This window comes from Tumebacillus algifaecis (assembly GCF_002243515.1).
In the GTDB taxonomy this organism is placed as follows: domain Bacteria; phylum Bacillota; class Bacilli; order Tumebacillales; family Tumebacillaceae; genus Tumebacillus_A; species Tumebacillus_A algifaecis.
Map to the genome: position 1 here is coordinate 3605830 of NZ_CP022657.1, position 13168 is coordinate 3618997.

General features: G+C 53.2%; 14 protein-coding genes. 4 read left to right on the forward strand and 10 right to left on the reverse strand.

Translation table 11 applies throughout. The features are described from left to right. Positions 1-2: 2 nt before the first annotated feature. Both CIG75_RS15845 and CIG75_RS15850 read right to left on the reverse strand, forming a co-directional pair. A complete protein-coding gene (locus CIG75_RS15845; RefSeq protein ID WP_157729592.1) occupies positions 3-638 on the reverse strand; it encodes a DUF1802 family protein in 636 nt (211 codons plus the stop codon). 7 nt (positions 639-645) lie between these two features. Beyond that, positions 646-1284, reverse strand: coding sequence for a DedA family protein (locus CIG75_RS15850; RefSeq protein ID WP_094237504.1), 639 nt, complete (start codon positions 1282-1284; stop codon positions 646-648). Positions 1285-1398: 114 nt separating this feature from the next. Here CIG75_RS15850 and CIG75_RS15855 point away from each other — a divergent pair, with 114 nt between their 5' ends. Beyond that, the gene (locus tag CIG75_RS15855) at positions 1399-2637 is read left to right on the forward strand and encodes an MDR family MFS transporter (RefSeq protein ID WP_094237505.1); all 1239 of its coding nucleotides are present in this window, start codon (positions 1399-1401) and stop codon (positions 2635-2637) included. A 141-nt stretch (positions 2638-2778) separates the two neighbouring features. Here the strand turns inward: CIG75_RS15855 and CIG75_RS15860 are convergent, their stop codons facing one another. Beyond that, a complete protein-coding gene (locus CIG75_RS15860) occupies positions 2779-3168 on the reverse strand; it encodes a hypothetical protein (protein ID WP_094237506.1) in 390 nt (129 codons plus the stop codon). Positions 3169-3225: 57 nt separating this feature from the next. Further along, positions 3226-4836 carry an ATP-binding protein gene (locus CIG75_RS15865; RefSeq protein WP_094237507.1) on the reverse strand — a complete coding sequence of 537 codons (1611 nt, stop codon included), beginning with the start codon at positions 4834-4836 and terminating at the stop codon, positions 3226-3228. Positions 4837-4953: 117 nt separating this feature from the next. Between CIG75_RS15865 and ftsW the strand changes: the two genes are divergently transcribed. Beyond that, positions 4954-6138 carry a putative lipid II flippase FtsW gene (gene ftsW / locus CIG75_RS15870; protein WP_094237508.1) on the forward strand — a complete coding sequence of 395 codons (1185 nt, stop codon included), beginning with the start codon at positions 4954-4956 and terminating at the stop codon, positions 6136-6138. 17 nt (positions 6139-6155) lie between these two features. Next, positions 6156-7112, forward strand: a complete 957-nt coding sequence (locus CIG75_RS15875; protein ID WP_227874258.1) for an MBL fold metallo-hydrolase — start codon at positions 6156-6158, stop codon at positions 7110-7112. A 42-nt stretch (positions 7113-7154) separates the two neighbouring features. Here CIG75_RS15875 and thpR read toward each other — a convergent pair whose 3' ends face one another. The 5 genes from thpR to CIG75_RS15900 form a co-directional block, all read right to left on the reverse strand. Further along, positions 7155-7712, reverse strand: coding sequence for an RNA 2',3'-cyclic phosphodiesterase (gene thpR / locus CIG75_RS15880; protein ID WP_094237510.1), 558 nt, complete (start codon positions 7710-7712; stop codon positions 7155-7157). Between the two features lie 24 nt (positions 7713-7736). After that, positions 7737-8459, reverse strand: coding sequence for a phosphocholine cytidylyltransferase family protein (locus CIG75_RS15885; RefSeq protein ID WP_094237511.1), 723 nt, complete (start codon positions 8457-8459; stop codon positions 7737-7739). Positions 8460-8471: 12 nt separating this feature from the next. Next, positions 8472-10301: an aminotransferase class V-fold PLP-dependent enzyme gene (locus CIG75_RS15890; RefSeq protein ID WP_094237512.1), complete on the reverse strand. Its 1830-nt coding sequence runs from the start codon at positions 10299-10301 to the stop codon at positions 8472-8474. A gap of 11 nt (positions 10302-10312) precedes the next feature. Then, entirely contained in the window at positions 10313-11029 is a 717-nt protein-coding gene (locus CIG75_RS15895) for a CDP-alcohol phosphatidyltransferase family protein (protein WP_094237513.1), read from the reverse strand. Between the two features lie 240 nt (positions 11030-11269). Beyond that, positions 11270-11755: a GAF domain-containing protein gene (locus CIG75_RS15900; RefSeq protein WP_094237514.1), complete on the reverse strand. Its 486-nt coding sequence runs from the start codon at positions 11753-11755 to the stop codon at positions 11270-11272. A 259-nt stretch (positions 11756-12014) separates the two neighbouring features. Between CIG75_RS15900 and CIG75_RS15905 the strand changes: the two genes are divergently transcribed. Then, a complete protein-coding gene (locus tag CIG75_RS15905) occupies positions 12015-12776 on the forward strand; it encodes a tRNA threonylcarbamoyladenosine dehydratase (protein ID WP_094237515.1) in 762 nt (253 codons plus the stop codon). A gap of 50 nt (positions 12777-12826) precedes the next feature. On the opposite strand, the gene CIG75_RS15910 is transcribed toward CIG75_RS15905, so the two are convergent. Further along, complete coding sequence (locus CIG75_RS15910) at positions 12827-13117, reverse strand: hypothetical protein (RefSeq protein WP_094237516.1); 291 nt, start codon at positions 13115-13117, stop codon at positions 12827-12829. Positions 13118-13168 lie beyond the last annotated feature (51 nt).

Consider the following 13168-nt stretch of genomic DNA (forward strand, 5'->3'; position numbering starts at 1 on the left):
CGTTACTGCTTATGCTCGTTGAAACCTAAGGCTTGAAAAATCTGCTGTCGCCTGTGTTCGAACGCTTCGGCCGACAGCACCGGCTCCAGATCGGTGTCGGTGATCGGCTTTTGCAAGGTCAACCACGATTTGCATCCGAGATACTCAGGTGCAACGTGGACCTGTTTGGGTGTGGTCAGTTTGTAGGCGCGCACGGTCAGGATATGCAAAGGCTTGTCGTTTCTCCACTGCAAACGTTCAGAGGCATAATTATGTGTCAGGATATGAAACGGGTCAAGCTTTTTCAAATCGTCCTCCGAATGCAGCGTGATGTCATCGACAACATGTGCCGCATGCGTGATCCAGACCGCTTTGGGCGGCAGTTCGATCCCTTCCATCGTTTGCTCCACTCGCTCCTGATACTCCGGCTTGATCAGTTGCGCTCTCTGATGCTCATAGGTTGGATAGAGGTAGAAAGAAGTTTCCTCCAAGCGGAACTCCCGCGTTTCTTCAGTAATCCCGCCTTTGCGCAGCAGGACGAGCTGCTCCCCGTTGGCGATCGCGTCGATGCAGACCGCCCACTCCTTCAGCGCCACCTCTTTGATCGGCAAATGCGGGCTGTGCAGTTCCAGCGAAAACGAACGAAATCCGATGCCCACTTCCACATCACTCCTCTCGATCCACACGTTTTTCATCAACTACGAGTCGGTTGTCCTTTCTCTTTTGGCGACGACTGCTGACGATGCGCCAGACGAGCGGCGTGACAAAGGAAACGACGACCACCACAAGCACCCAGAACCGATACGGATAGAGCATTCGTTCCAAATGATTCAGTTGATTGCTGAACAATTGCCCGATCAGCAAAAACGTCACCGTCCAAAACAAAGCGCCTAAATAGGCGAACGGCGCGAAAATGCGAAACTTCATCTGGCCGACCCCGGCACTTAAAGCGGTCAGGTGACGAACCCCAGGCACAAAGTAACCAAAAAACAGGGCAAGTCCCCCGAAACGTTCCATGTAGTGTTCCACACGAAGCAGTCGCTCTTCCGTCAAGTGCAAAAAGCGACCAAACCTTGCGACCACCGATTTCCCCAACAGCCGCCCGATCAAAAACGACAGCGTGATACCAAGCGAACTGCCCAAGAAAGCGGCCAGCAACGCTCCGGCAAAATGCATACGCCCCTGTGCGATCTGGTAGCCTGTAAAGGTCAACAGCGTCTCATCAGGCAGCGGAAGACCAACAATCCCAAGCATGAGCAGTCCAAACAGACCCACATATCCATACTGATCGAGTATGGCAAGCATCCCGTGATCGATAACTCATCCCCCCATCCCTAGAAAAAAGAACTGCTTCTCACAGATTATTCTGTGCTATAGTAGACTAAACATTTCGCAACCCGAAGGAGATGGGAAGGACCGATGAAACTCATAGAAGGTCTCCCTCGCTGGTCTACGCCGATCTGGGCGTTACAACTGACCATTTTTTTCTCAAATTTAGGCTTCTTTATGATCGTACCATTGCTTGGCACACATTTCACTGATAATTTAGGTCTGACCGCTACTGTCGCTGGCACGATGCTCGGTGCGAGGATCTTGGCGCAGCAAAGTTCGATGCTGTTCGGCGGGTTCCTCGCCGACCGATTTGGTTACCGCGAAATGATGCTTCTCGGCTCGCTGATCCGCGCTTTGGGCTTTGTCCTGTTTGGGGTGCTCGAGTCGGTGCCGGGCATCCTGCTCGCCTCGTTCTTTTCCGGTGCAGGCGGTGCGCTGATCTTCCCGGCCAATCAGGCCGCCTTTGTTGCACTCACCAAACCGGAGAACCGCAAAGAGCTGTTCGACTGGCGCAACATCATCGGCAATGCCGGCATGACGCTTGGCCCGGTCGCCGGGGTGATGCTGATCGGCCTCTCGTTTCAGATGGTCAGCTTCGTGGCGGCTGCGATGTTTCTGATCCTCGGCCTGCTCGCTTATCTACTGGTTCCGAAGCTTCAGACCGAATCGCAAGCCGAACAAAGCCTGTTCAAAAGCGTGCGCACGATCATCCAAAACCGTACGTTTTTGTGGCTGCTGTTTTGGATGATGGGGCTGAATATGCTGTTTCAACAACTTTATATGACCGTTCCGTATATCGCCAAAGCGCACGGTGAAGCAAGCCTGGTCTTCTGGCTGTTCACGCTCGTCTCGCTGCAAGTGATCTTCCTGCAACTGCCCGTCTCGCGCTGGTTGAAAAACCGCAACTGGACACAGCTGCGGATCATCGCCTTTGGCGTGTTGATCAATGGATTGGGTTTTGCCCCGCTGATGTTCGATGTCAACCTGTGGACATTGCTCGTCGTCACCACCGGAATCGCGTTCGGCCAATTGATCGTCAACCCTACGTTTCAAGTGTTCACAACCGAAATTGCCGAAAAAGCGTTGGTCGCTTCCTATTTCGGCTTCTCCGGCCTCTCCTTGGCCGTTGGCGGCTCATTTGGCAATACGTTTGGAGGTTTCTTACTGGACGCCGCAGCCAAAACGAATCTACCCTGGCTGCCGTGGCTGGTACTGACCGCGATCGGCGTGGTCTGTGCGCTCGGCATCCTGAGAACGGAAGCCCGAAAATCGACCGTCCACGCTCACTCGGGAAGCAACGTGTCGAACCAAACGCCGGCCAAGTAGATCAGCAAGACCGAAACGACGGAGAGCACGATGACCATCAGAAACTGGCGCATCTCAAGTCCTCCTTTCCCAATCGACAAGCAAGAGAAAAAGCATGCAGAGGCTCTGCATGCTTTTTTAGAGTTCCCACATTTTGCTTTTCTACAATACCGCGCCTTCCAGTGCCGATCCTGCGATCAGCTTGGACTCGACGCCGTTTTCGCCCCATTCTTTGATCAGGGTGTCGGTCGTCTCTTGAGCGAGCGGGTAGACTTGGATCACCGTCAGCATGTCGATCATCGCTTTTTGCTCATTTTTCCGAGCGCGCGAGAGCACGTCTGCGATCAGATCCATCTCTTCCGGGGTCAGGCCGGTTTCGGCAGCCCGGATGTTGATCACCGTTTCGCCAAACGCGACTTCGTAGATGTTATCCCCTTCGGTCGGATAGGTAAACTCGCGGCCTTTGAAGCGGTTGGACAACGTCATTTTCTGTATTGGGTTGAGCTTGGTGCGCTTGAGCGCAGATTTAAAATCGAACATTTCAACTGTCATGAAATTGGCCTCCAACAGAGCGTAGTAGATCTAGTATACCTAAAATCGAGCCAACTTTTAAGAGACTGGCGGCACAAAAGGTAACCAAATCGTGATAACCGTTCCGTGATCGACGGCGCTTTCCACTTCCATTTCGCCGCCATGAGCTTCAATGATCGCCTTGGCGTTGGACAGGCCAAGGCCAGTACCTCTGCTTTTCGTCGTGTAAAACGGTTCGAACACATCGGCGAGACAATCTTCAGGTATCCCTTGTCCCGTGTCGGAGATGCGAATCTGCACAACATCTGGCTCCGCTTCATCCAAGCCCACCAGCACCTCGATCGTGCCGCCCTCCGGCGTGGCATCGATCGCATTGTTCAGCAGATTGAGAAAGACTTGCTGCAACTGATCGCAGTCGGCGTGCATCATGCCAATGTCTTCGTAGTGTTCAACCAAGTTGAGATTTCCTTGCAAAAAAGACGTCTGCATCAGACAGCACGTATCACGCAGCGTATCGACCAGGTTGCAGTCGCGAAAAATCGGCGTCTGAGGCTTGGAGATGTTTAAAAAGTGATTGACCAAGTCTTCAATTCTACGTAACTCAGACAAGATCATTTTTCCTTTTTTCTCCGATTTTTCGGAGAATTCCTCCTGTTTTAGCATTAACTGCATGGCCAACTTGATCACTGCGACCGGGTTGCGAATTTCGTGGGCGATCTGTGCCGAGAATTTGCCCATCGTCGAAAGGCGTTCCCCTTGCTTGGCGCTGCGCTCCATGCGGACAAATTTGGTCATGTCGCGCCCGACGAGCAGCAGGGTTGACATTTCGTTGGTCATGTCTTCGATCCAGTGAGCGTCCCAGAAGATATGGTAGGTATCCTGTACGCCCGGATTTTTGACTTCTTCCACAAAGTCGGTCAGATCTTTGCGCGAGGTTAACGCAAGCATGGCGGCGCTTTTTTCGGTGAATAGCTCCTGAAGCGTCTTGCGCTGTTCACCGCTTGGCACGAGCAACGCTTCGGCCGCGGGGTTCAGGAGCAAAATGGTACCGTCATCGCTTGCGACGATGAGCAGGTTGTTCGACGTCTCGGCGATCTTTTCTTTGAGCAACAAGGTGCGATATTGTTCCGACTTTAAGATCATCGCCTTGTCGATCGCTTGTCCGATCGACAGAACGGTGCCGAGCATATAGGGGCTGTGTTCCGTCTTATATGCAGCGATGGCAAGCCCCCCGACCAACTGGCCCTGCGAATCATGCAGTGGCGTTGCGGCACAGGACATGCCATGTAGTTCTTCAAGGAAATGCTGATCTCCGACCATGTGTACAGGGCGGTCTTCAGCAAGAGCCGTGCCGAGCGCATTGGCGCCAAACACTCGCTCATGCCAGCAGAAACCAGGTGTCGTGTGCTGCAGCAACAATTTGTCAGGCAAACGTTCCCCGCGAGTAGCCAGCAGATAGCCGTCGAGATCGCAGATCGCGACGATGCATTCGCTTTCCACCGTGCGGTATAATTGGTCAACATATGGAAGGGCGGACTCAAGCAGCAACCGGTTGTTCATAATTCGTTTGGACAGCTCTTCTGCGCCAAGCTGTGCGTCATGCGGCAATTTCGCCGAGTCGATCCCGTATGCTATTGACCGTTCCCATGCCTCGGCATAGCCGTTCGATTGGTTGTATGCTCTCCTCATGAAAGACTCCCTCTCTTCGAAATCTTTCCTTGCGAATACATATTATAACAGATTCAGAGAGGGTTGAGGAATTTCATGTCGAAGTTGTAACTAGATGTAGAACGATGGAGGAAGCGCATGAAGTTAGAAAGGCATCGACCTGATTTTATACTGTTTGTTGTCGTCATTTTGTTAGCTTTGTTTGGGTTGATCTGCATTTATAGCGCATCGCAGATGGTAGCGCTTGAAGAGAGTAAGATGCAGAGCACCGACGTGTATTTTTTCAAGCAGTTAAAATGGGTGTTGCTCGGGCTGTTGGTGATGTTGTTTACGATGAACATCTCGTTTATGCGCTGGCATAAGCTGTCCGGCTTGATGTTGCTCGGGTCCTATGTGTTGCTCGGACTGGTCTTTATGCCAGGCATCGGCGTACATGTCGAAGGCGCCGACCGCTGGGTGAAATTTGCGGGGGTTCAGTTTCAGCCTTCCGACCTTGCCATGCTTGCGATCATCATCCATGTCGCCTATCTGCTCTCACGCAAGCAGGACCGATTGAACGATCCGAAAGCGTCTTATTGGCCGCCGATCATCTTGATTGCGATCGGCTTTATCTTGATCATTTTGGAGCCGGATATGGATACGGCCGTCACGTTCGCCCTGTGCCCGTTTGTGATCATGTTTGCGGCAGGCCTCCCGTGGAAGTATATCCGTAACACGATCATCGCCGGGCTGGTCGGGTTGATCCCGCTCGCCTTGATGAGTTACCGCGGCGATCGCGTGGCGACCTATCTCGACCCGTTCAGCGGCGATGTCACCGACAGCAACCTGCAGATCGTGCAATCGATGTTTGCGATTGCGACGGGCGGTTGGACCGGTCGCGGGCTCGGCCATTCGATTGAAAAGTTTTCCTATTTGCCACAGCCGCACACCGACTTTATTTTTGCGATCTTGTCCGAGGAATGGGGTTTGATCGGGGGCTTGGTGCTGCTCGTGTTGTACGGCATGCTCATCTGGCGCGGCATCTACATTGCGATGCGCGTTCCGAATCGCTTTGCGTCGCTGGTGGCGATCGGCTTCACGACGCTGATCGGGTTTGCCGTCTTTTTGAACATCGGCTCTGTCTCCGGCCTTTTGCCAGTCATCGGCGTTCCCTTGCCATTTATCTCGTATGGCGGGACCTCACTCTTGGTCAAAATGTTTTCGATGGGCATCCTGCTCAACATCTCGCGCTATACGGTCCAAGCGCCTGTGAAAGAGGACACCCCGCGAACGCAGGCCGACTCGAATGTGACACCGCTGCGGACCACGCGTTTTGATGCTTAAGAAAGAAGGTGTATGACATGCAGGTCTATGTGAAAGATCTTGGTCACGACGTTTCGATGATCGATCTGATGGAACAAAAGGAGCGCGGACGTTCAGCATGCTATGTGGTGCGCGGCGAAAAGATCGCGATCATCGAGACCGGGTCGTCTCTATCAGCCCCCTATATCTTGGCAGGCTTAAAGGAGCTTGGCATCTCCCCCGAGCAGGTCGAATATGTGATCGTCACACATATTCACCTCGATCATGCCGGTGGTGTTGGCTACATCCTGCCCAACTTCCCGAACGCGACGGTCGTCGCTCACCCGCGGGCAGGGCGGCATCTGATCGATCCATCGCGCTTGATTCAAGGCGCACAAGCGGTCTATGGAGACAACCTCCCCACGCTGTACGGGGAGATTCTCCCCGTTCCTGCTGAGCGAGTCTTGATTCGTGAGGACGGGGAACAAGTGGATCTTGGCAACGGGCATCTGCTGACCTTTTATGACACGCCGGGCCATGCCAAGCATCATTTCTCCATTCATGATCCCGCCGCACGCGGCATTTTCTCGGGGGATACGGTGGGAGTTCGCTACGCACCAGAGCTGACCGGGTGGGACTTCACCTGCATCTATCCCTCCACTTCTCCGACCGACTTTGACCGCGACGCAGTGCTGCGTTCGATTGAAAAGCTCGAACGACTGCCGGAGGTAGATCGCATTTTCCATACCCACTTCGGCCCGACCGAACCGGCTGCAATCGCGTATGAACGGACGCGCAAGACGGTCACCGACTTCGACCGCCTAGCCCGCGAACTGTTCGAACCAGAGCTCGATTACAAGGTGCTGGCAGAGGCGATACGCGACTACATTCGCACCGACTTGGCGGCGGCTGGCCACACCGTACACGAACTGAGCGGTATTGAGTTCGATATCGAGCTCAATGCAAAAGGCATGTTGTATGCACTGGAAAGAGAACATGCAAAAGCCAATCAATAGCAAGAAGCATAAAAGGCTGGTGAGGACATCCTCACCAGCCTTTTATGCTTCTTGGAAACGGAACGTATGGCGTACCGGATAGTGCGGGCCTGCTGCTCCGGCAGAGACCGATTCATACAGGTGCAGCGAAGTTACCTGCCACTCAGCCCCTTGAAGTAGTTCGGATACGTCGGGCGGTTGCCAAGCCGCGTCGATCGCCTGCAGGCGGCCAAGCGTAATGTGCGGGCGGTACTGATCGTGAGCAAACGAGCCTGCTCCAAGACCATTCAATGGCCCTGCCAAGGCTGTATATAGCCCTTGCAACCGCTCCACATCACCTGTGACGCCACACCAGACAACTTTTGCACGAGGAAACCAACCCGCATGGTCGAGGCGCAAGGTAAACGCCAACTGCTTAGCAGTGTGCGGTGTGACCGACTCGATCACTTGCCGCACCTGCTTCGCATCCAATTCTCCTAGAAAATGAGTGGTGAGATGAAATTGCTCCGGTCGATACCACTTTTTGACGGACAGTGATGGTTCTAGCCGTCGCTGTACGCTTAGTAGCTTCGCACCGCAAACGGCTTGCGGCACATCCAAACCTAGAAAATATCGTCCCATTCACGCACCCTCACTTCGCAGGATTTATCCGAAAATCTGCTCTGCGCGCGCCAAGTCTTTTTGGTCGTCCACTTCCACCCAGCGCAGGTCGCCAACATCGACCACTTTCAATTGCCAACCCTCGTGGATCAGCTCTTGGAAAGCCCGTTCATAGTATTCGTTTTCCTCACCCTGTTCAACCAGTTTGGCGAGATGATCGATCACGCCTTGCACATGTTCGGCGTTGATCTTGCAAAGGCCAATCGATTCGCCAAGGCCACGCTCGACCGAGATCTCTTTGGACAGTTCGGTGACAAAACCGTTCTCGTCCAGCACAAACTTCATCGCTTCTTCATCCAGTTTCATCTGCATGTCAACCGCCAGATGCGTGTCGGTGGCAGAAGCAACGCGGCGCAAAATGCCGTCTTCGAGCAGCAAGTCGCCGTCGGTCAGCACAAATCCATCATGCAGGAAGTCTTTCGCGCACAAGAGCGTGTATCCGTTGTTCGTCTCGTCATAGCGCTCGTTGTGCACAAGGCGCACCGGGAGGGCGTGTGATTGTTGCCACTCCTCGACTGCCGCTGCGATCTGCTCATGACGATAGCCTGTGATGAGCACCACTTCTTGGAATGCATTCGCTTCTTCTGCGCCTTGCAAAAAACGGCTGAGAATCGTCTGGCCGCCGATTTCTACGAGGCACTTCGGTCGATCATCGGTCAGTGGGCGCAGACGCGACCCAACTCCTGCTACAAGAATTACCAATCTCATCTTCGACACTCCTTAGTGAGTTACAGAGGCTGTGGTTTCTGTCATTTGGAAGCCGCGCTCCATCATGTCGAGGAACGACAACACATGCTCTTCGCGGACGTGGCCGATGTTCGCAATCTGGAAGGCCTTGCCGAGGAACGGGCCTTTGCCGCGGTAGATCACATAGTTGTTTTGCTTCACCCAATCGTGGAACGCTTCCACATCGATGCCTTGCGGGTAGTAGACGGTGGTCAACACGCAGGACATGTCGCTTTCCTCGATCACGAACTGCATGCCGAGCTTCTTCAAACGCTCGCGTACAAGACCTGCGAGGTAGCTGTACTGTTCCTTACGCGCTGCAACCGTATCTTGCAACAGTTCATCGAGCGCCACTTCCAGCGCGTAAAACAAGGACACAGCCGGTGTGTTCGGCGTCTGGAACGTCAACGCTTCATACTCATAGTGTTTGTACAGATCGAGGTAGCGCGTGCGTGCCTTTTGCTCTTTGAGCGCTTGGAACGCCGTCTTTTTCCCGCAGACGAACGCCAGACCTGGCAAGGAGGCGATCGCCTTGTTCGCCGATGCGGTGCAGAAAGTGATGTTGGCCTCTTCCACCGACAGCGCTTCCGCCCCGATGGAGGAAACGGCATCGACGAGAAAATCCACGTTGTACTTTTTGAGCAGCGCGCCCAGCTCGTTGATCGGGTTGAGCATCCCGCAGGATGTCTCATGGTGCACGACCATCAGCGCATCATACAAGCCTGTCGCGACCAATTCTTCCACTTTGCTGAGGTCGATCTTGTTCGCCCAGCCAAAGTTGATCCCGTTCACGTCAAGTTCATGACAGCGCGCCAAGTCGATCAAGCGGTTGCCGAACTCGCCGTTGGAGAGGATGAGCAGTTTCTTCCCCGGACCGTAGGAGGAAAGGAGCGCCTCATTCGCCGACGTGCCCGAACCTGTGATGATCACGTTGGTGTAGTCTTTTCCGGTGACACCATACGCTTGGTTCAATTTGGCGCGACAACGGGTGAGGATTTCGATAAATTCTGTCTCACGGTGCCCGATGTCGGCGTGGAGCAGAGCCGATTTAACCTTTTTCGATACCATGACCGGGCCTGGGCAGAGCAGCACCTGTTCGGAGATTGCAGGGGTGGCTGCGTCGCGTTGTTCGGTGAACATGCGCACCGCTTGCAGGTAGTCGGTGACAAAGTCGATCTCAATCCACGAGCCTTCCGTCAGCGTTTCCAACGCAAACGGGAACTCGGAAGCAATCTCGTTGAACGCCACTTCGTAGTAGAAGTCCTGCGCGATTTTGTTCAGCGCTGTAAAAAATGCAGAGCTGGCTTCTGCTGAGATGCGGGCAATACCAGCAAATTCGCCGAGCGCTCGTTCGTCTTCGATCGTTTTGGAGAGGAACACGACTCCGCCGTCCTCTGCAACTTTCATCTCTTCAGGCGACGAGATCGACTTCTCTTGATAGAGAAGCGCATTGCCGGTAAGCACGGCCAGCTTCTCAAAGACCAAGCCATCTGCCACCACATCACCGTCGAGCAGATAGAACGCTTCACCGCTGACGTGCGCTTCTGCCAGCAAGGTGGAATAGGCGGTCGATGTCGTTTTATAGGACGGATTCTCGATCAAATACACGTTGCAAGGCTGAGCGGACGCAGCCAAGTACTCGCGAATCGCGCCCCCTTCATAACCGATCACAATATAAACATCCTGTACGCCATGTTCTGCCAGTTGGCGAATCTGACGGGACAGAATCGATTCCGAACCGATGGGCAACAGTGCTTTCGGCAATGTTTGAGTAATGGGAGCCAAGCGCTCGCCGGCTCCAGCAGCTAAGATGACAGCTTTCATGCCAGAATCCCTCAATTCGTTCTAAAATAGCGAAGCCAAGCTTTCAACGGTTTGTACACAGCGAACAACAGGGCGAGCGACGTGACGCCGACCAGCGTCCCTTTGGCGCCGACTAGCACGATCAGCAGACAGACGACCGCATATTGCTCGTCGATCGAGAAGTCGATGACGATCTTGCGACGGCCATCGGACGGACGGCCAAACTGCGGAGTAGAAGGTGTTGCAGCCGCAGCCGACTCCTGCGCGTTTTTCGAAGCGGGGATCGAGCGGTTGATCTGACCGTAATACTCGAGTAGGAACAGAAGGAACAAAGCACCCATCGCCCAGTAAAACACGGTCACATCATCGGTCAAACGATGCGAGCCGATCGCCAGCGTCGAAATGTAGGCAAACTCTTTGAATCGGTCAGACATCTGATCGAGCCAACCACCAAACGGGCTCATTTTTCCGGTAAAGCGGGCGAGCTGTCCATCAGACCAGTCCAGCACGTACGAGACGTACAAGATGATAGCGCCGATCAGCAAGGAAACGCGGTCGCCCACGAGAAAAAACCCGCATGCTGTGAGACCGAGCACAAGCGAGATCAAAGTCATGGCGTTCGGATGCAGTCCGATGCGCGCTGCAAATTCTGTTATCGGTGTCGACAGCCAGGTGTAGCAGCGTCCGAGATAATAGTTGCTATACTTCGTAACCGACTCGATTTGACGGTAACGCTCCGTAAGATTCATCTCTTTTTGCCCCCAGTATATATCTTTACAAAAACTACATCAGAAAATAGTAGATAGTAGACACCCGTCTTAAAGGATACACCCAAACAAGACCTCAATACAACTGCCTGTCATAAAAAAACAAAACAGGTGATTCTGCTTGGCAGAACCCCCTGTTTCGATCGGTTTTTACAAGATTATAAACGAGGTCCAGACCAATGGCGGCCAACGGCCAACGCTTCTGCCAAACGGCTACATGCGTTACGACGAGTGGTTCCCTACCAGCACCTGGACGAACTTTTCCAGATACTTCTGGTCGATCTCATCGAAGCGGTTGAGACTTGGGCTGTCAATATCGAGTACCCCGAGCAGATTCTCACCAGAAACGATCGGAACGACGATTTCGGACTGAGAAGCCGCGTCGCAAGCGATATGCCCCGGAAATTGATGCACATCGGGCACCAGCTCCGTCTCACGGCGTTCTGCTGCCGTGCCGCAGACGCCTTTGCCAAGCGGAATGCGAACACAGGCTGGGAGTCCTTGGAACGGCCCGAGCACTAGTTCTCCGTCTCGCATGAGGTAAAACCCGACCCAGTTGATGTTATCCAAGAACTGGTTGAGCAAGGCGGATGCGTTTGAAAGGTTGGCGATCCAATCAGGTTCGCCCGTGATCAATGCTTCCAATTGGCGAATGACCACTTCATAGTTCTCTTCACGTGTACCTGTGTAACTGCTTGCTGAAAACAACTGTCTCCCTCATTTCCTCGTCGAATGAGTTCAGTATACGACAAAGTATCCACCGATGGCGTCATTACTTTTACTGGGCAAAAGGCGCTGATTTGCTGAACCCGATGCCATTTCTCTGCACGGTGAAATGGGTGCTCGTACCTCGTCGCAGAGCACTTCGCACCGTGAAAGATCTCAATTGTACCATTTCCGATGGAATTATGTTATTATTTCGGGGAATTCTAATTGGATAAAACAACCTAAAGGAGTTTCTGTGATTATGCTTACTCGGCATTCTCGAACTGAACTTGTCATTGGCCCAGAGGGCGTTGAAAAACTGCAAGGCAGCACCGTTGTCGTGCTCGGCATGGGTGGCGTTGGATCGTTCACCGTCGAAGCACTGGCCCGCGCAGGCGTAGGTCGCCTCGTGCTCGTCGATAAAGACGATGTGGATATCACCAACATCAACCGTCAGATTCCCGCTTTAACCTCGACGGTCGGTCAAGAAAAAGTCGATGTGATGATGAAGCGGGTGCATGAGATCTCGCCTGACATCGAAGTCATTCCGCTGCGCATGTTCTATTTGGAAGAAACGAAGGACGAGATTTTCAAATACAATCCGGACTTCGTCGTCGATGCCATCGACACCATTTCCGCCAAAATCCTGCTGATCGTCGAGTGCCACAAGCGTGGCATTCCGATCGTGGCTTCGATGGGTGCTGCCAACAAAGTGGACCCGACGATGTTTCGCGTCATGGACATCTCCAAGACCAAAGTCGATCCGATCGCCAAGATCATCCGCCGCAAGTTGAAAGACTACAACATCTACAAAGGTGTGAAAGTCGTCTGCTCGCTCGAACAGCCTGCGAAACCGCGCGTCGATGTCACCGAGGAGATCGTTCCTGAACACGTCAAAGAAGGCCAAGGCCCACGCAAAGCGAAGAACCCGCCCGCGTCGATCTCCTTCGTGCCATCTGTGGCCGGGCTGATCCTCGCCTCTGTCGTCGTCCGTGATCTGGTCGGAATCGAATACAAAATGTAAAAGAAGGGAACTGCTCATGAGCAGTTCCCTTCTTTTGATGCTTCCACTCGCTATTCCACTGCCATTTCCGCAACCACTCGACGATTTTTCGCCGCCGTATACATCGTCCATACGGTGAGGCAGGCGAAGATCAAGTTTTGCCACACGTTTATTTCCGTTTTATAAAATAAGTTTGACGTCAAATCGGCCACTACAAGCGACAAGAAGAGCAAGCCACCCCAGAAATACACAGCAACCTGTGCATTCTCACGCTTTTTGTAAAAAGCGAAACGAAACATGACCATGATGGCAAAAAAGATATATGCGCTAAAAGTCACCCACTGAAATACTTCCAAAGACACTTCGAATCACACCTTTCCATGTTTGATTGTTCGTATCTTCTTTTCTCGATC